Source organism: Variovorax sp. GW821-FHT09D05, from assembly GCF_059416325.1.
Map to the genome: position 1 here is coordinate 221,592 of NZ_JBWKOZ010000012.1, position 18,901 is coordinate 240,492.

The 18,901-nt window shown below is 63.3% G+C and carries 10 protein-coding genes; 8 read left to right on the forward strand and 2 right to left on the reverse strand.

Translation table 11 applies throughout. The features are described 5' to 3' along the window. Positions 1 to 13: 13 nt before the first annotated feature. The 7 genes from AC07O3_RS29535 to AC07O3_RS29565 are packed head-to-tail and all read left to right on the forward strand — an operon-like array spanning position 14 to position 6,391. The gene (locus AC07O3_RS29535; RefSeq protein ID WP_495340992.1) at positions 14 to 1,228 is read left to right on the forward strand and encodes a flagellar hook protein FlgE; all 1,215 of its coding nucleotides are present in this window, start codon (positions 14 to 16) and stop codon (positions 1,226 to 1,228) included. Further along, positions 1,225 to 2,211: a FliM/FliN family flagellar motor C-terminal domain-containing protein gene (locus AC07O3_RS29540; RefSeq protein ID WP_495340993.1), complete on the forward strand. Its 987-nt coding sequence runs from the start codon at positions 1,225 to 1,227 to the stop codon at positions 2,209 to 2,211. The genes AC07O3_RS29535 and AC07O3_RS29540 overlap by 4 nt, the downstream gene beginning before the upstream one ends. After that, positions 2,208 to 2,660, forward strand: a complete 453-nt coding sequence (locus AC07O3_RS29545) for a FliM/FliN family flagellar motor switch protein (RefSeq protein ID WP_495340994.1) — start codon at positions 2,208 to 2,210, stop codon at positions 2,658 to 2,660. The genes AC07O3_RS29540 and AC07O3_RS29545 overlap by 4 nt, the downstream gene beginning before the upstream one ends. A gap of 21 nt (positions 2,661 to 2,681) precedes the next feature. Then, entirely contained in the window at positions 2,682 to 3,227 is a 546-nt protein-coding gene (locus AC07O3_RS29550; RefSeq protein ID WP_495340995.1) for a flagellar biosynthetic protein FliO, read from the forward strand. After that, positions 3,227 to 4,177, forward strand: coding sequence for a flagellar type III secretion system pore protein FliP (gene fliP, locus AC07O3_RS29555; RefSeq protein ID WP_495340996.1), 951 nt, complete (start codon positions 3,227 to 3,229; stop codon positions 4,175 to 4,177). The genes AC07O3_RS29550 and fliP overlap by 1 nt, the downstream gene beginning before the upstream one ends. Positions 4,178 to 4,222: 45 nt before the next feature. Beyond that, positions 4,223 to 5,077, forward strand: a complete 855-nt coding sequence (locus AC07O3_RS29560; RefSeq protein ID WP_495340997.1) for a sigma-70 family RNA polymerase sigma factor — start codon at positions 4,223 to 4,225, stop codon at positions 5,075 to 5,077. Positions 5,078 to 5,116: 39 nt separating this feature from the next. Continuing rightward, entirely contained in the window at positions 5,117 to 6,391 is a 1,275-nt protein-coding gene (locus tag AC07O3_RS29565; protein ID WP_495340998.1) for a tetratricopeptide repeat protein, read from the forward strand. 28 nt (positions 6,392 to 6,419) lie between these two features. Here the strand turns inward: AC07O3_RS29565 and AC07O3_RS29570 are convergent, their stop codons facing one another. Both AC07O3_RS29570 and AC07O3_RS29575 read right to left on the reverse strand, forming a co-directional pair. After that, complete coding sequence (locus AC07O3_RS29570; RefSeq protein WP_495340999.1) at positions 6,420 to 6,896, reverse strand: hypothetical protein; 477 nt, start codon at positions 6,894 to 6,896, stop codon at positions 6,420 to 6,422. A gap of 55 nt (positions 6,897 to 6,951) precedes the next feature. Continuing rightward, positions 6,952 to 7,536: a hypothetical protein gene (locus AC07O3_RS29575; RefSeq protein WP_495341000.1), complete on the reverse strand. Its 585-nt coding sequence runs from the start codon at positions 7,534 to 7,536 to the stop codon at positions 6,952 to 6,954. 335 nt (positions 7,537 to 7,871) lie between these two features. On the opposite strand from AC07O3_RS29575, the gene AC07O3_RS29580 reads away from it, so the two are divergent. After that, positions 7,872 to 18,901: Ig-like domain repeat protein (locus tag AC07O3_RS29580; RefSeq protein WP_495341001.1), on the forward strand; the 11,030-nt coding region annotated here is incomplete at its 3' end.

Genomic DNA, 18,901 nt, shown 5'->3' on the forward strand with positions numbered 1-18,901 from the left:
CGGGAGATTTTCAATGCTTGAATCCATCTACGTCGGGATGACGGGCCTGTTGGGCTACTCGCGCGGCTTGCGCGTGATCGCCAACAACACGGCCAATCTCAATACACCGGGCTTCAAGAGTTCGAGCCTGCAGTTCGCGGACATGTTCTACACGGGCGGCAACTTGGGCGGCGGCAGTGCCAATCAGAATTACAGCCAGGTCGGATTCGGCCTCAACACGCTCGGAACGACGATGTCGTTCAAGCAAGGCGAACTGCGCCAGACCGGCAACGATCTCGACATGGCTGTCGATGGCCAGGGGTTGTTCGTCCTCAAGGACGCCGACGGCAAAGTCACCTATACCCGCGCCGGCCAGTTCGAATTCAATACCAACGGTGTTCTTGTGAACAGGGCCGGTGGCGAAAAGGTCATGGCCCTCGACGAGAACGGCGGCTTCACCGAGATCTCGCTGGCCGGGCAGACGACCGACCTCGGCAGGCCGAGTTCCACCTTCAAGCTGGATGGCGTCATTCCTTCGACCGGTGGGACGACGCCGCAGCAACCTCCTGCTTCGCCGCCCGACCGGATGACCATTCAGGTGATCGACGCCATGCAAGTTCGGCATGTGTTGACCCCCAGATTCACCGTGATCAGTTCGTCCGCTACAGCGGGGGTCAACATGAAAGTCGAGTTGCTGGATGGGACCACGGTGGTCGGCAGCGGCCAATTGGTCTATCTCGATGGAAAACCGAAACCAGAGTCCGCCTCCGTGTCCATTACATACACGCCGCCTGGGTTGGACCCGATGGCCTTGACGCTGGATATGACGGAGACCCGGTTTTCCGGGGGGACTTATTCCGTTGGAGTGCAATCGCAGGATGGGCTTGGATCGGGCTCTCTCAGCGGTACTGCCTTCGATGCCAGCGGCACCTTGAAGATGACCTACACCAATGGCCGAACGGTCAACGGAAGGCAACTGGCGCTCGCACGCTTCGACTCACCTGACGCGGTCGGTGCGCTGGGCAACAACCAGTTCGAGATCCTGAACAAGGACGCCTGGCATTTCGGTACTGGAGGGGAGGGAGCCTTCGGCTCAGTGGTATCGGGCAGGGTCGAGATCTCCAATGTCGACCTGTCGCAGGAGTTCAGCGATCTGGTGATCATGCAGCGCGGCTACCAGGCCAGCTCACAGGTGATCTCGACGGCCAACGACATGCTGCAGGAATTGTTCTCGATGAAGAGCAAATGAACGCCCCGGTTTCTCACGTCGCGCCCGGCTCGGCATTGCTGGATCCGGTTGCATCCGCCCTCGGGGCACGCCCCTTGCGCAGTTGGCGAGATGCACAGAAGGAGTCGGTGCGCCAGCGCTTTGCGGCATTGCACCGCGCGTGGAGCGCCGAGTGGATTCCAGTGCGCAACGCTTCCCCGGACGAACCGGAGGTACACGTAAGCGAACCCGACGGTGCGTCGGTATCGGCATCGGCGTCTGGGAACGGTGTCCGGTGGGCCTTCGCCGCATCGTCGCGCCGGGGCAACCTGCCGAACCAGGAGGCGCCCTTGCGCGACGGTCGCGCAGCCTCCGATGCGGCAGTCCGGGCCATCGCGGAGCGGATGTTCGCATCCGACGCAAACATGGCGAATGCCTCGGTGCAGGAGCCAGCGAAGATTGCTGCTGCTGTGGCGCGCGCCGCCTGGGAGGATTGGCTGCACCGCGTCGACGTTCTCACCCCGGGTTTTGGGCTCGCGCCGCAGGACGCAGAGGGCGCGCGGACGATCGGTTCACGGCCGGATCCGTGGTCCGGCGCACTGTACGTCCGCTGGCCATGGTGCGGCGGCGTCTGGACGCTCGTGCTGTCCCATGAGGCAGTCGCGAGCCTGCTGAGCGCCGAAGCCGCGCCGGTGGCGGCACCGGGCGCTGGTCCGCAGCACGCCCCCAAGGAGCGCCTCGATCGGGTGCTGACGGGCCAGACCGTTTCGCTGCGCATCATGCTGGCAGGGGTCGAATTGAACCTCGGGCAATTGCAGCAATTGCGGCTCGACGACGTCGTGCCGCTGGAGCATCCGCTCGACGCACCGGCGCAAGTCCTCGGCGCGGATGGCGCGCCGATCTGCGATGGCTGGCTGGGACAGATCGACGGCCGTGTCGCGATCGAGCTGGCCTTGCCCGACATCCGAAGGCCTGCCGTTGCGCCGGCTGCGAACACCTATTCATCAAAGGAACGAAAACAATGACGAAAGCCCTGGAAGGAATCGTCGCCGACAACCGCGTCGGCGCCTCGGGCGCCGCGACCGAAGTGCGCGGCGACCACAGGATGCGCCCCGCACAGGGCAACAATCTGCCGACAGCGCAGATCATCGCGCTGCCGGATCTTCATCCCAATGCCGACGGCGAGGCGGGTTCCCATGGCGCTGAAGCCCCCATCCTGCGGGACTGGAATCCGCTGCACCAGATCAAGGCCCGGCTGCAGGTGTGCGTGGGAGAGGCGACGATCTCGGTGGGCGAATTGCTCGGCGCCAAGGAACACCAGGTGCTGCGTCTCGACCGCGAGATCGATCAGCCAGTCGATCTGACCATCGAGGGCAAGGTGGTCGCGCGCGGCCAACTCGTTGCAGTGGATGGCCACTTTGCGGTTCGCATCACCGAACTGCCCGTCGCGTTGGGTCTGGCTGCGGGAGCCTGACGAATGATGCTGAGGGAGCCTGTGCCTTGGCGAGTCAACGCGGGCAAGCCGCGCCTCGCCTGCCTTGCCATCGCGGTGGCCGCGGCCCTGCTCGTGCCGACCGATCGAGTGCACGCCGTGCCGGACAGCAGCGCGACGGCATCCGGTGGTGGTGGCGCGGGTCTGCCATCCAGCATTCCAGTCAAGCGTGACGGGGCGCAGGAGGTGGCGGGCGTGAGCAGTGATCGCTGGTGGCTTGCGATCACGGCCGCTGGCGGACTGCTGGTGTTTGCCGTGATCGCCGCCCGCCGAAGAACCGCATCCACAAAGCTGCCAGCCGGGCCGCTATGGGCACGCTTCGGCGGCTTGCTGAACAGCAGCACTGCGTCGCAGGAGATACAGCGTGTATCGAGCACTCGTCTCTCGCCTCGCCACAGCCTGCATGTCGTGATCTGGAATGGCCAGCGATTGCTGCTCGGATGTACCGACCAATCGATCCAGTTGCTGGCCGAGTCGCCGTCCGCTGCGAACGAAGGCCGCATGCCGTCGACCGCTGGATCGTCGTCCGTGCCGGACGCGCACTCATGATGCGCACTCCATCTTCGACGGGATCCGCGCGATGGACGCGGCAACTCGTTCTCGCGGCGGTGCTCCTTCTTGCGGGCGCGTTCTGCGGGTTCGGCGGCGATGCGGCGGCGCAGCCTGCCGAAAAGGCGGTTCCTGCGCAGGCCGTGCCGGACAGCCCGGCGTCGGTAGCGCCGCCTACCGTTGCTGCGCCGTCCGCCGAAGCGCCAGCCAGCACAGCTGCGCCGACGCCGAAACCCGCCGCCGCAGGCAGTCCGGTGCGGCCACGCCTTGCCTCCGGCCCGATCTCGGTGCCGAATGCGACGAGCGCGGTCACGCCTGCCACCGAAACCGCGCAGGCGCTGCGCGTGGTCCTCGGGCTCACCGTGCTGGCGATCCTTCCGGCCTTGCTTGTTTGCCTGACCAGCTTCCTGCGCATCATCATCGTGCTGTCGATGCTGCGTCATGCCATCGGGATGAACGAGACGCCGCCGAACACGGTTCTGATCGGGCTGGCGCTCTTTCTGACGCTGTTCACGATGTCGCCCGTACTGCAGAAGGTCAATCAGGATGCGTTCGAGCCTTTCATGGCAGGCAAGCTGTCCATGGACGACGGTTATCGCAAAGGCGTGGGGCCGCTGCGCGAATTCATGGTGCGGCAGACGCGCGAGGCCGACCTGGCGTTGATGGTCGAGCTCTCGAAGGCGCCCATGCCCAGGTCGATGGACGACATCAGTAACGTGCAGCTGATCCCGTCGTTCATGCTGTCGGAGTTGCGCGCCGCGTTCCAGATCGGCTTCGTGATCTTTCTGCCGTTCCTGCTGATCGACCTGATCGTGTCCAGCATTCTCATGGCGCTCGGCATGATGATGATGCCGCCGACCACCATCGCGCTGCCGCTCAAGATCCTGATGTTCGTTCTCGTCGATGGCTGGAGCCTTGTGCTCAAGGCCCTGGTGGGCAGCTTTCACTGAGGCTCCGAACGCACAACCATGCCGCGTTTGAGTTCAACTCCACCGTTGTCGCCCCTGCCGTTCTTCGAGGCCAAGATCGAGGAAGGCATGGCCGAGGCGGCAACGGCGGACACCCTGGATCTCACAACCATGCTCTGGCAGCGTTGGCGCGAGGAGGGGGACGAGGGTGCGCGTGCGCAGCTGATCGAGCATCATCTGCCGTATGCACGGATGATGGCGGCCACTGTCTATGGACGGCGCACCCACAACGACGTCGAGTTTGCGGACTATCTGCAACTGGCGCGCATCGGGTTGATTGAGGCCGTGGACCGTTTCGATCCTGCTCAGGGGGCTCAATTCAGGACTTTCGCGGGCAGACGCGTACAGGGCGCCATCCTCAATGGCTTGCCGCGGCTGACCGAAAAGAATCAACAGATCAGCACCATGATGCGCTTGCGCCACGAGCGGCTCGAGGCGATCAAGGAAGCTGCGTCTGAGGATGTCCCCACCAACAGTGAGAGCGCCCCGAGCGACCCGGCATCATCGCGGGATGCGGAGAAGTTGTTCCGTTATCTGGCGGAGGTCGGCATCGGGATCGCGCTGGGGGTCTTGCTCGAGGACACCGGCATGGTGGATGCCGAGGCTTTCGACAGCGATGGTCATTCCCCTTCTCCGGAGGTCAGCTATTTCCGCAAATCCGAGATCCATCAATTGCGCAATGTTTTGCGCGGCTTGGTGGACCAACTGAACGATCGGCAGAAGACCGTGATCCGTTATCACTACCTGCAGGAGATCTCGTTCAGCGAGATAGCGAGTTCCATGAACCTCACGCGAGGGCGCGTATCCCAGCTGCATCGGGAAGGGCTGTCGCGGCTGCGAGAACTGCTCGGCAAGGATGCGCGCTGCGATGTGTCGTGGTGACATGCTCCTTCATCAGGTAAACCATTCCATATTTATTCCATGACCGATTCGAACGCACCTTCCATCTCTGTCGCTGCTTCGTCCCACGATGCCCGCTTTGCGGCAGTGCGCCAGCGTCTGGATCGGCTTGAGGGTTTTCTTCGAGAGGATCCGTCGAACGGTGCCTTGTTGATCGATGCGTTCGAGACGGCGCTGTCGTGCGGTGAGTGGGAGCGCGCTCGTTCTCATTTGCAGCAGGGGCAAGCCCTGAATGCCGAGCCGCTCGCGTGGCGACTGCGCGAGGGAGATTTCTGGCTTGCACAGCAACGATATGACGAGGCACTCGACGTTCTGGAGGCACTGCAGAAAACGCCTCAGCCGCCTGCCGGGTTCGCCGAGGTGCTGCTTCACAATCTGGCCTTCATCGAATTCCGGCGCGGTCGCTATGCGGAGTGCACTACCCGATTGGGGCCAACGCTCGAAGCGTTGGCTGGGTCTGAGCCTGACACCGACGCTCGTCCCATGCTTGCAACCCGCGCCCTGCAGCAGCTCTGGCTACGATCGATGCATCACGACGGCCAATTGGATCGGGCGATGGCCTGGGCGCACGCTGCAGAACAGCAGCGTGTGCTGGATGCACAGGCGGCTGGTGTGGCCAGCCTGATCGCGATCGACGCCTCGGACTTCGCTGCAGCGCAGCGTTGGTCCAGTGCCAGTCTGTCGAGCGACTCGCCCGCCGATCACCCTGTCGAGGCGCTGGTGGCACGGGCGTCGTTGGCGCTTGCTGCCCGCGATGCAAAGCTTGCAGCTCAATTGGCGGACGTCGCGCTGCAACGCCAGCCAGGCGATGGGCGGGCGTGGTCGACGCGCGGTTTTGCGGCACTCCTGGGGGGCGACCTGGTTGCCGCCCGGGGCGCCTTCGAAAAGGCCGTGTCGGCCATGGCGAACCATATCGGGACCTGGCATGGCTTTGGATGGACGCAGATCCTGCAAGGCGATCTGGCCGGTGCGCGTGCGAGCTTCGACACTGCCCTTGCGCTGGACCGAAACTTTGCGGAGAGCCACGGTGGCCTGGCGGTTGTTTTGGCTACGCAGTCCTTGCGGCAGGAAGCTGAAGTGCACGCGGAGCTCGCGTTGCGACTCGACAAGAGCAACCTGTCAGGCAGGTATGCGCAGGCCTTGCTCAGTGGCGAAGTGAAGGAAGCCAACGATCTGCAGCGCTTTGCGCGGCGGCTGTTCGGGGGGCGGGCAGGGCCGCTGGGGGGGGATATGGCCGATCTTTTTCAGCCCTCAGCTGCATTGGTTACCAAGTCACCTCCCGACGCGGAGGGTTGAGCGAACGGACGGCGTACACGCCTGCGCGTCAGGGGCTCGGCTTGTCAGTCTTGGCTGGCGGGTGGGCCGGCGCCGCTTCGGCCAACAGGAAATTTCCTGCTTCGTGCAATGCCGCATTCAACTGGGCGTCGCCTTCCATGCGCTGAAGCACCGCATCGATCATCTGGTCGAAACCCTTGTCGTCCAACCGGTCGCGACCGAACTCCTGTATCAGAACGGATTCGAGAAAAAGCCGGAAGGCTTTCCTTTGCCGCTGCGTGTCGTTGGGCGACAGGGCGCGAACGCGTAATGCCACCATCTGCCGGATGTGCGCGTCTTCACTGCTGTCCGCGTTGACTAGGCGTTGACCACCGGCGAGTGCCGAACCCTCGTCCTCGCTGTGCGTTGTCCGAACATCGCGTGGGTCGGAGTTGTGTCCCGAGGGGCGACTTCGATTCTGAGTTCTGAACTGCGCGGCAAACTGGGCGCGGATCAGGGCGGCCAGTTGGGTGGATGGATCAATCATGGGAGCGATGCATCGGTGGCGCAGGTGCAGCAGCGCTGAAGAGGTTGCTCGCGCATCAATGAGCGAGCCCTTGTTGCTGGTAGTTGGCCAGCAGCACATGGTTGTCCGCGCCGTCGCTGGATGAGTTTTGGCTGTCGGCGATTGGGCCGTCCGGATTCAGTGCCTTGATGCCGGCGATGACCTTTTCGATGTCGCTAGACAGTGCCTCATTCGTGATGTTCAGTGCCAGGCCCTCTTGGTAGTGGTGCAGGGCCTCATCGAACCGGTCCTGTGCCAAGGCCGTAAATCCCTTGACGAAATGCGGCAGAGGGTCTGTATCGGGCAGGCCAAGCAGAGGCTGCCAGGTGAGCAGGGCCACGGCTGCTCGTCCCGAACTGAATTGCAGGAGTCCCAACTGATAGCGCGCCAAGGGAAATCCGGGTGCCAACAGCGTCGCATTGGCGAATGCGGTTTCAGCCTGCGCCATGTCACCGAGGGCAGCGAATTCTGCGCCCAGCAGAAATTGAGGCAAGCCTGCAGCGGGTTCTTCGGCGCTCGCCTTCTGGAACCACGCGATGGCTTGCACACCATCGTTTGCCTGGCTTGCGGCCATGCCTTGGGCCATCAGGGCATCGAATGAGGTCGGATTGAGCTGTTTCATAGGCTTTTGACTAAATGGCGATGGCGCCGATGCTCGTTGGATGGGCGCGCTGTGGCGCATTGTCGTACCGGGTGGCATTGAGGACAAAGGCCCAAGGCGCCCGCAAGGCTAATGCAATCCCATCTGGGATCAACCTATCCATTGCAATTCGAGGAGATTTAGCCAAAACCCGATCAATGGAAGGGGAATGGTTCTCTTTTCTTAACAAATTGCCGCCTGCGTGGATGAGTTGTCCGGAACCGTAGGCCGACCCGCAGTGGGCAGGCCCAGCCGCAGGAGATGGCTCCTGTCGTAGCTGCCGCTTGGCGGTTTCTGAAAAAACGTCGAGGCTGTAAATGGTTGCAATCGTCAGTGGGAACAGTCTGGGTCTGAGCCTGAGTTCGTTGGCTACTCTGGGTCAGCGTGGTCAACTCGGTACGGCAGGGCAGGGCAGAAGTGGCGAGCAGTCCTTCGTCAACATCGCCAACGGCAATCTCGTGCTGCAGAACCGCGATGACATCCTCATGGGTCGCGGGCTCGACGTCCTGGCCGTACGTACCTACAACAGCCAGGGCCTGCTGACCGACGACAACGGCGACAACTGGAGTGTGGGCGCCTTCGGCCAGAAGGTCGTCCTGACCTCCGGCGCCGTGGGCGCGGCCGGCAGCACACTGACGCGCACCGACCGCGATGGTGCCCAGGCTGTCTACACCTGGGACGCCGCCCAGAGCGGCTATGTCAGCCCCGCCGGCTCCGGCGCCTTCGACACCATCGCCTACGACAGCACTGCCTCGCAGTTCATCTGGACCGATGGTGACACGGGCCGCATCGAGCGCTACCAGTCCAGTGGCGCCGGCCGCTTGGTCTCCGCCACCGACACCGACGGCAACACCGTCAGCTACGCCTACAACGCCAACGGCACTGTGCAGTCCGTCACTGACGCCAACGGCGACGTCAGCTACTACGACTACAGCGGCACGAACCTCACCCAGATCCGTACCGTCACGGGTGGCGTCACCAGCACCACCGTGCGCTACGAGTACGACGCCAGCAACCGCCTGACCAAGGCCATCGTCGACCTCTCGCCTGGCAACAACACGGTGTCGGACAACGATGTCTACGTCACCACCTACACCTACGACGGCGCCAGCAAGCGCGTGGCCAGCGTCACCCAGAGCGACGGCACGAAGCTGAGCTTCACCTATGTGCAGGCTGGCGGCAGCTTCAAGGTCGAAACCGTCACCGACGCGCTCGGCGCAGTCACGCGCTTCAGCTACGACACCGCGCAGAACACCACCACCGTCACCGATCCCCTGGGCGCCCAGTCGGTCTACCTGTACGACGCCCTGGGCCAGCTGACTCAGGTGCGCCAGGGCGTGACGACCGGCAACCCGACGGGCCTGTCCCAGGTCAGTTACCTGTACGACCCCCAGGGCAACGTCACCCTCGTCACCGATGGCGAAGGCAACAAGGTCACGCTGCAATACGACGACCACGGCAACCTGATCCGGGAGGTCGATTCGGCCGGCGACACCCGCGTGCGCACCTACAACGGCGCCAACCAGCTGCTGACCGACACCCTCTATGCCGATGCGGCCGTGGTCGATCGCGGCGCGTTCAACAAGGACGCCGCGCTGCCCGAGACCACGCGCTACGTCTATGCGGCCGGCAATGCCAACCGGCTGCGCTTTGCGATCACGCCGCAGGGCAATGTGACCGAGTACCGCTACGACGCCTACGGCCAGCGCACCAGCGTCATCGAATACACCGGTGCTGCGTACAACACGGCGGCCCTGGCCCTAGCCGAGGTGCCGACCGAGGCGCAGCTGAGCAGCTGGGCCGCCGCCCAGGATCTCACGCGCACCGAGCTCACCGAACTGGTCTATGACCCCCGTGGCCAGCTGAGCAGCAGTACGACCTATGCGGCCACCGCTGCGAATGGGCTGGGTGTGGCCTCCACCGGTGCGACCACCCAGTACATCTACGACCCGCGCGGCCTGCTGCTGCAGAAGATCGAGCCCGCGACGACAGTCGGCGGCGCCACGGCCGTCACCACCTACACCTACGACGGCCTGGGCCGTTTGCTCAGCGTCAGTGCGCCGTCGCTCGACGGCGGCGCCACGCCCAACACCACCATCACCAGCTACGACGATGCGGGCGGCAAGACCAGCGTCACCGTGGCCAATGGACTGGTCACCGTCTCGACCTACGACAAGGCCGGACGACTCGTCAGCGTGACCCAGCAGAGCGCGGGAACAGGCGTGCTGGGCACCACCAGCTATATCTACGACAAAGACGGCAACCTGCTGATGACGCAGGACCCGACGGGCGTGCGCAAGTGGATGCTGTACGACGAGGCGGACCGCAAGATCGCGGATATTGACGCGACCGGCGCGGTGGTCGAGTACGTGTACAACGCCAATGGGCAGTTGCGCGAGACCATCGCGTACACGACGCCGATCAACACGACCGCACTGGTGGACGGTGCGGGCAAGCCGACCACGGCGTGGAGTGCAACGAACACGACGACCAGCCTGGATGCGCTGCGGCCAGCAGGCACGCCCCAGGACCAGAAGGTCTGGCGCTTCTACGACACGGCCAACCGGCTCACGTGGCAGGTGGATGCACTGGGGTACGTGACGCAGACGACTTATGACGGGGCGTCGCGCATCCTTAACGTAACACAGCTGGCCAATCCGATTGATGTGAGCTTGCTGGGGAATGGGGCGAACATCGAGTTGCTGGTCAATCCCGCCACTGTGGGGGGAATCACGCTTGCCGTAGACAACGCGAATCCGGTGCCGCTGGGTTCGCAGGTCACATTGACCGCCACAATCGAGGGTGTGAATCCTGGCGGCATGGTGACCTTCTTCAGTGGAGAAATGGTCATTGGAAGTGCGATGGTGGTCAATGGCAAGGCGGTGCTCGCGACCAACGAGCTACCGGTGGGGGCGAACAGCATCCGGGCGGCTTACTCGGGCGATGTGAACAGGCCGGCCAGCGTATCGGCCGTTGCCACCAAGACCATCACTGGCGCCACGACGGGTGCGGTAATGAGCTTCTCGCCGAGCGCCTCGGAGCTCGTGTATTCGCAGCCATTCTCGATATCGGTCACATTGACGACGGCTCAGTTGCCTAACTTGCCCCTGGCTTCAGGAGAGGTCAGGTTTTACAGCGGAGATGTCTTGGTGGCTCGCGCCGCGGTTGTCAACGGGCTTGCCACCGTGACCACAACCGAATTGCCGGTTGGGAACTTCACGTTGCGGGCCGAGTATGCAGGTGATGCTGTCCACGCGCCTGTGACACTGACTCGTGGATTGACAGCCAAGCCGAATCCGACAACCACGACATTGGAGGTCGGTGGCGCGGGTACTGCTCCTGTCTTGACCGCTCGGGTGGCGACGAGCTTGGGGCCCTCTTCCTTGCCGGGAGGGACGGTTTCTTTCTACGACGGAGCAGTTCTTGTCGGAACTGCGTCTCTGATCAATGGCGTTGCGACGCTAGCGCGGACTGGATCCAGCGCCGTCAGTTCTTTCCGAGCCGAATACGCAGGTGACGCGCTGAATGCCTCCAGCACTTCTCCTACAGGAATGCCGTCTTCGACCGCGATCTCGATTCAGACGTCTGCTGCGACGGGGACGCAGGATGACACGATTGTGCTGACGGCACAGGTGGCTGGTGCAGGAGCGACCGGCGTGGTGACCTTCCTCAGCGGAAGGAACGTCCTTGGCACCGCAACGGTGGTCAATGGACAAGCCACCTTGTCGGTCAACAACCTGGCAGTAGGTTCGCACGCGATTCAGGCGGCCTATTCGGGCGACAAGGACAACTACGGCAGCGTCACGGCGCAGACGGCGAATGTCGAGATCGCGGCGGGCACGGGCACGGTGCCGCCGTTGGTGGTGACGGGGACGCAGCACCGTGTATTTGACGTGTTCGGAGGGAATTTCCCGTACGGCCTCACTGCCTCCATCTACACCGTTGCACCCTCCGCATTGCTCACCGAAGGGGGCACGATCAGCTACTTTGTGGGTGATCAGTTGCTGGGTTGCGTCGATGTGTCCACGCTGACAAATCCCTGGTTCTATGCGCAGATGAGGAATCTGCCGCTGGGGACGAATCCGGTGACCGCGGTCTATTCGGGCTCCTCGATCAATGCCCCGGTCACCTATTCCAGTCCAGTGAACGACCCGGCTGTCGTTCCGCCCGGCCCTGTATCGATTGGCATCACATCTTCCGAGCCCCGTGCGACGGTGGGCGCGCCAGTGACGTTCGTTGCTTCCGTTTCTCGTACTTATGGGAGTGCGTCAACAGCTCCCAATCCCACGGGGACGGTGACCTTCTACAACGGGAACACCATTATTGGGGTTGCGACTTTGGTGAATGGTCGGGCACAACTGACCACCAACGCGCTACCTGCTGGTGCAGCCTATGTCACCGTCCGGTACTCAGGGGATGAAGGTAATGCCGTCGCCGAAAGCGTGCGAATCATGCAGGGGGTGCAGGCTTTTGTCGGTCTGCCTGAGCCCTCCGTCAGGCTCGAGATATCCGACGAGCCATCGAACTTCGGTGCACCTGTGTCTTTGACCGCCACCGTGACATCGGCCAACGCGCAGACGTTATCGAAGCCTGAGGGAGTCATCGATTTCTACAACGGATCGATTCTTTTGGGGCGCGCAACCGTTGTTGATGGTCGTGCAACTCTGACGCTCAATAGTTTGCCGCTGCAAGCGTCAACCCTGACGGCAATTTACAGCGGAGATGAAATTTACAATGCCCCAAGTGTTTCCGCCGTACTGAGTCATCAAACCAATCCCGCGGTCACTTTCACCTCCGTCAGTGCATCTGCTGCGACGGGGACGCAGGATGACACGATTGTGCTGACGGCACAGGTGGCTGGTGCAGGAGCGACCGGCGTGGTGACCTTCCTCAGCGGAAGGAACGTCCTTGGCACCGCAACGGTGGTCAATGGACAAGCCACCTTGTCGGTCAACAACCTGGCAGTAGGTTCGCACGCGATTCAGGCGGCCTATTCGGGCGACAAGGACAACTACGGCAGCGTCACGGCGCAGACGGCGAATGTCGAGATCGCGGCGGGCACGGGCACGGTGCCGCCGTTGGTGGTGACGGGGACGCAGCACCGTGTATTTGACGTGTTCGGAGGGAATTTCCCGTACGGCCTCACTGCCTCCATCTACACCGTTGCACCCTCCGCATTGCTCACCGAAGGGGGCACGATCAGCTACTTTGTGGGTGATCAGTTGCTGGGTTGCGTCGATGTGTCCACGCTGACAAATCCCTGGTTCTATGCGCAGATGAGGAATCTGCCGCTGGGGACGAATCCGGTGACCGCGGTCTATTCGGGCTCCTCGATCAATGCCCCGGTCACCTATTCCAGTCCAGTGAACGACCCGGCTGTCGTTCCACCAGCGACCACCACCGTTTCGGTGTCCTCGTCAAGACCTCAGGGCGCGTTGGGTGCACCGGTCTCCTTGACTGCGGTCGTGGCCAATTTGAATGCTGGGCTTTCGACGGCTCCTGATCCCGGCGGGACGGTGACTTTCTACAACGGCACGACTGTCATTGGCACGGCCAGCATCGTCAATGGTGCAGCAACGCTGGCTACGACTGACCTGCCTTTGGGCGCCGCGAGCATCACCGCGAAGTACGAAGGTGACACAAGTCATGCCGTGAGCACGTCGGGGGCATTGGCGCTGCAAATTACGTCCGCTCCGATCGCCTCCTCGACCGGATTGGCATTCTCTCCCGCACAACCTGTCTACGGTTCGCCCCTGGTGCTAACCGCCAACAGCTCGGGCCAAGGGCGTCCCGAGGGCGGCACGGTCAGCTTCTACGACGGCACCACGCTTCTGGGCATCGTCAACTTGGTCAACGGCAAAGCCAGCTTGAGCGTGAGTAGTCTGGAGGTGGGTTCGCATTCCATCAAGGCGGTCTATTCCGGCGATGCGAACAACGCCACCTCGCAAACCACAGCCAACGTCACGATAGCCAAGGCACCTTCGACGCTGATCAACCTGACGTCGGGCTCGATCGCCAAGGATGGCTCCCTGTCGATTCAGGTCAACGGCCCCCAACCCGGTGGTTTGGTGAGCTTCTACGATGGAACGCGGCTGCTGGGTACGGTCCAGGTCGTCAACGGCCTGGCGACCTTGTCGGGTGTATCGCTGCCTCCAGGCACGCACACTTTCACGGCCACTTACGCTGGCGATGCGCACAACACCGACAGCGAAGTCAGCTTCACGCAGGTCGTCGAGGGCGTGCCCGTCACCACGATCCTGGTCAATCTCGACAACGCCCAGGACCGTACCGTCACTCGCTTGTACAACCGCAGTGGCCAGCTTCAAGGGACATTGGACGCCGAGGGCTATCTCACTGAGTACAAGTACAACGCCGCAGGCGAACTGGTAGAAACCATCGCTTACGCCAATCGTGCAACCAGCTTCACCAGCGCTGCCAATCGAATCGCGGCAATAGCCGTCGCACGCGCCAGTTACAACCTGACAGGCGTGCGTCCGCAGGATTGGGGTGGTGCGGACATCCACAGCTACAACTTATACGACGCCCAGGGCCATATCGTCGGACAGGTCGATGGCGAGGGCTACCTTACCGAAACCACGTACGACACACGTGGCAACGTCACCCAGGTGATCCGTTACGCCAACCAGGCTCGTGTGGTAGACAGCACCTCCACGTTGGCCAGCGTTCGGCCATCCGCCACCAACCCGCTGGATCAGATCACCACACAGGCGTGGGATAACGCAGGCCAATTGACCAGCCGCACGAATGCGGAAGGTACGGTTACCCAGTTCGCCTACAACAGCGTCGGCCAGCTCGTACAGACCACCACCGCGGTGGGCACCACGGACGAGCGCACCAGCCGGGCGCGCTACGACATCCAGGGCCGCCTCATCGGCGAGCTCGACGGCCGCGGCAGCGATGCCGTCGCCTTGAGCGATCCGCTCGCCCTGTGGGCTGCCAACGGCACAACCCACACCTACGATGCAGCGGGGCGTCGCACCAGCACCACCGACGCCAACGGCCACCGCACGCTCTTCTTCTACGACCCCATTGGCCGGCTGCGCTACACCGTCAACGCCCTAGGCGAAGTCACCGAGAGCAGGTACAGCACTCTTGGCCAACTTGACGAGCAGGTCGTCTACGGCACCCGTGTGGATGTCTCCACTCTGGGCGCAACCACGCCCGGTGGCCTGAATACCGCCGTCCTGGCCAGCCAGCTCGCTGCAGTGGCCGACGCCACCAAGGACACTCATGTCCTGCATATCTACAACGCCACCGGCACCGAGGCCAGCAGCACTGACGCGTTGGGCAGCACCACCAGCTATTCTTACAACGCCTTCCGCGAAGCCATCGCCAGCAGCTACGCACTGAAGAATGGCTACGTTGTCACCGATACAGCCAGCTATGACCGCCGCGGCCTGGCGACGAAGCGCGTGAGCGATGCGGCCACACTCGCCATCACGCAGCGCAAGACCTACGATGCCTTCGGTCGTGTTATTGAAAACTTCGACGGCAACAACAACCGGAGCCAGATCGCCTACGACCGTCTCGGTCGGATAGTGACGACCACCAATCCGCTCAATGGCCAGCAACTGACGCAATACGACGCCTTCAACCGCGTCATGTACCAGCGCGATACCATCGGCTATTGGACGAGTTTCGGCTATAACCTGGCCAACCGTAGCACCACCGTCTCGACTTCTGCGGGCGTGAGCGTCACCACGGTCCATACCCGCCAGGGGCAGACCCAGAGCGTCACGGACGGTCGCGGCAATGTCACCACGTACAACTACGACAAGAGTGGCAATCTCATCGGGACCAATGAGCCGCTGGGTGTCACCACAGGCGCCACCTACGACAAGACCGGCCTCAAGCTGACCAGCACAGATGCCAATGGTGTCGTCACCAACTTCACGTATGACGCGGCCAACCGCCTGCTGACTCGCACACTCGACCCCACAGGTCTTAATCTCTCCACCACCTACGCCTACGACGCCAAGGGGCAGGTGGTCAGCGTCACCGATCCTCGCGGCATCGTCACCACCACCGAGTTCGACCTTGCCGGCCAGACCGTGCGTCAGGTGGTCGATCCCACGGGTCTGCACCTCACTACCAGCTACACCCACGACACCACCGGCCAGGTGCTCACGGTCGCCGACCCCAACGGCAACGTCACCGCGTACACCTACGACGGCGCCGGCCGGCGCACCAAGGAGCAGGTCGACCCCTCGGGGCTGAACCTCACGCGCAGCTACGAGTACGACGCGGCCAACAACGTCACCCGCTCCATTGATGCCAACGGCAACGCCACGCGCTACGCCTACGACGCCAACAATCGCCTGGTCTTCACGCTCGATGCGCTGGGCAACCTCTCAAAGCAGGAGTACGACCCCGAAGGGCGGGTGGTCCGCCGCACCTCGTATGCGGTGCCCATCGACACCTCGGGCCTGGGCAATGCCCCAACTGTCGCGCAAGTGCAGGCGAAGGTGGTGGTCAGTGTCGGCTCGGACATCATCGAGGGCCGCCGCTACGACGGCGATGGTCGCTTGCGCTTCAGTCTGGACGGGACCGGTGCCGTCGTGGAATACAAGTACGACAAGACCAACAACGTCATCGAGACGCGCGCCTATGCCAACCGCATTGACTTGGCGAGCTGGAACCCTGTTGGCGATCGCGATCCGATCGTCACCGCAGATGCGGCGCGGGACGAACGCGTGCGCACGGTCTTCGATGCCCTCAACCGGGCGACCTGGCAGGTGGACGGTACCGGTGGCGTGGTCCAGTACTTCTACGACGCCAATGGCAACGTGACCGAATCGCGTGCCTATGCGACAGCACTGACCGGGGCCGCCTTCAACAGCTGGGATGGCACATCCGCGCCTGCGGTTGTGGCCGACGCAACCCGCGATCAGCGCATCCGCACCGTCTACGACACGGCCAACCGCGGCACCTGGAGCGTCGATGCGCTGGGCAACGTCACGCAGCGCACCTACGACGCCGTCGGCAACGTGCTCAGCCGGCAAAGCTATGCGACACCTCTCACGGCGGTCGCCCTGGCGGCATGGGACGGCCTTACCGCTCCCGCACCGGTGGCGGACCTCGCACACGACCAGCGTGTGCGCAATGTCTATGACGCGGCCAGTCGATTGATCTGGAGCGTGAATGGCGCCGGAGCGGCCAGCCGCATCGAGTACGACGCCAACGGTAACGCCATCAGTCGCACTGAGTTTGCCGATCCATTTGCGTTCAACGCTCCTCCATTCATATGGGCGGCTGGCGCATCCGATCGAAGCACACGCTATCTCTACGACGCGGCGAATCGTCAGACGTGGCGTGTAGATGGCCTGGGTGCCTTCACGAAGCTGAAATACGACGGCAACGGCAATGTCGTGGAACAGCGCTCCTATTCGAACACTGTCAGTCCCGGTGCAGCAGCGAATGCCGATCTGCTCGAACTGTATTCGTGGACCAAGATGGATGATGCGCACGACGTGCGCATCCGCAATGTCTACGATGCGGCAGGGCGCCTGACATGGCAGGCTGACGGCACGGGGGCAGTCACGGGCTCGACGTACGACGGTACGGGGCGCCTTGTGCGCCAGGTGCAGTACGCCACCCCCGTTGCGGCCAACGCCTTGCCTTCCAGCGCGGTGGCCAGTGGCACCGATCGCATCACCGTCTTCGCGCATGACGGCGCGGGCCGGCGCACTTTCACTGTCGACGCGCTGGGTGGCGTGACGCGGACCGTCTACGACGCGTTTGGCAATGTGACACTGCAGGTGGGCTACGCCAACCCGATCGCAGCTCCGGGTACTGCCACGACTTATACCGAGGCCGCCTTGCAGGCCGCCGTCTCGGCCAATGCCGCAGTCGACCGCATCCAGCGCTTTGCCTACGACCAAGCCAACCGCCAGGTCTTCTCCGTCGATGCCCTGGGTGGCACGACCGAGTCGACCTATGACGGCCTGGGTCAGACCGTCCAGAGCCGCCGCTATGCGAAGGCGATCGACACCGCCGGGCTGAGTACCGTCGCCAGTGCAGGCGATATCCGCGCGCGCACAGTCGCCGATTCCGCCAACGACCGCGTCTCGCTCCAAATCTTCGATGCGGGTGGCCGCAAGATCTACGGTGTCGATCCGATGGGCTTCGTCAGCAAGACCGACCACGACGGCTTGGGACAGGTCCGCGCAACGACACAGTACGCGCTGTCCATCCCGTCGGGCACCGCCAGCACGGCCGCTGCCATTGCCGCTGCCGTCGTCACCTCTCCCGACGATCGCAACAAGAGCTTCCAGTACGACGCCGCGGGGCGCGTCCTCTCCAGCGTCGACGCCATGGGCTTCACCGAATCGTGGACCTACGACGCGCTGGACAACAAGACCAGCTACACCAACGCCAAGGGCTCGGTGTGGCACTACGAATACGACCTCGGCGGCCGCATGTTGCGGGAGATCTCCCCGCAGGTCGAACTCACCGCCGTCACCCCCGGCGGCGACGGCCGCCTGCAGGTCAACGCCGGTGCCAGCGGCATCGGCAATGTCATCACGGTGCTAACCTACGACAGCTTCGGCAACCTGCGCAGCCGCACGGAAGGCGCAGGGCGTCCTGAGCAGCGCACCACCACCTACGAGTACGACCAGGTCGGACGCCAGGTCAAGGTCACCTATCCGCCCGTGGGCGTCTACAACGCCGCGAGCGACGGTTTCTCCGTCGAAGGCCTGGATGGTCGCCATGACATCGTCCAGACGCTCTACACCGAGACCACCTACGACACTCTCGGCAATGCCGTCGCCAACCGCGACATTGGCGGCAACTACAGCTACAAGACCTACGACCTGGTCGGACGCGTCGCCTACGACGTGGATGCACTCGGGTTCGCCACGGGCTACCAGCGCAACGCCTTTGGCGATGCCGTAGCCCTGACCCGCTACAACGCGAGCACCGGCCTGGCAGCCGCTCACCCGGCCAGTCTGAGCACCGCGCAGGTCCGGGGCAGCCTGAATACGCAGGATGCGGGCAACCGCACCATCCTCACGGACTACGACCGCCTGGGCCGCGCCATCCAGGTGACGGAACCGCAGAGCTTCGTCTACGACAGCAGCGCGGCGGGCAGCCAGTATCTGCTGGCCAGCAAGACCACCCGCAACACCTACAACACCTTCGGCGACCTCACCCAGGTCGCTCTGCGCAAGAACGCCACCGACTGGACGCTGACCACCAACTTCTACAACCAGAAGGGCCTGCAGGTCGCCACCGTCGACGCGATGGGTTACCTGACCATCCAGGCTTTCGATGCCGCGGGCAACACCACGGTGCGCGTCGAATACGCGCAGGCCGCAAAGAACTC

Excerpts from the sequence above, each read along its gene's own strand:
- AC07O3_RS29535 (WP_495340992.1), top strand. The coding sequence starts at position 14 with ATGCTTGAATCCATCTACGTCGGGATGACGGGCCTGTTGGGCTACTCG.
- AC07O3_RS29540 (WP_495340993.1), top strand. The coding sequence starts at position 1,225 with ATGAACGCCCCGGTTTCTCACGTCGCGCCCGGCTCGGCATTGCTGGAT.
- AC07O3_RS29545 (WP_495340994.1), top strand. The coding sequence starts at position 2,208 with ATGACGAAAGCCCTGGAAGGAATCGTCGCCGACAACCGCGTCGGCGCC.
- fliP (WP_495340996.1), top strand. The coding sequence starts at position 3,227 with ATGCGCACTCCATCTTCGACGGGATCCGCGCGATGGACGCGGCAACTC.
- AC07O3_RS29565 (WP_495340998.1), top strand. The coding sequence starts at position 5,117 with ATGACCGATTCGAACGCACCTTCCATCTCTGTCGCTGCTTCGTCCCAC.
- AC07O3_RS29570 (WP_495340999.1), bottom strand. The coding sequence starts at position 6,896 with ATGATTGATCCATCCACCCAACTGGCCGCCCTGATCCGCGCCCAGTTT.
- AC07O3_RS29575 (WP_495341000.1), bottom strand. The coding sequence starts at position 7,536 with ATGAAACAGCTCAATCCGACCTCATTCGATGCCCTGATGGCCCAAGGC.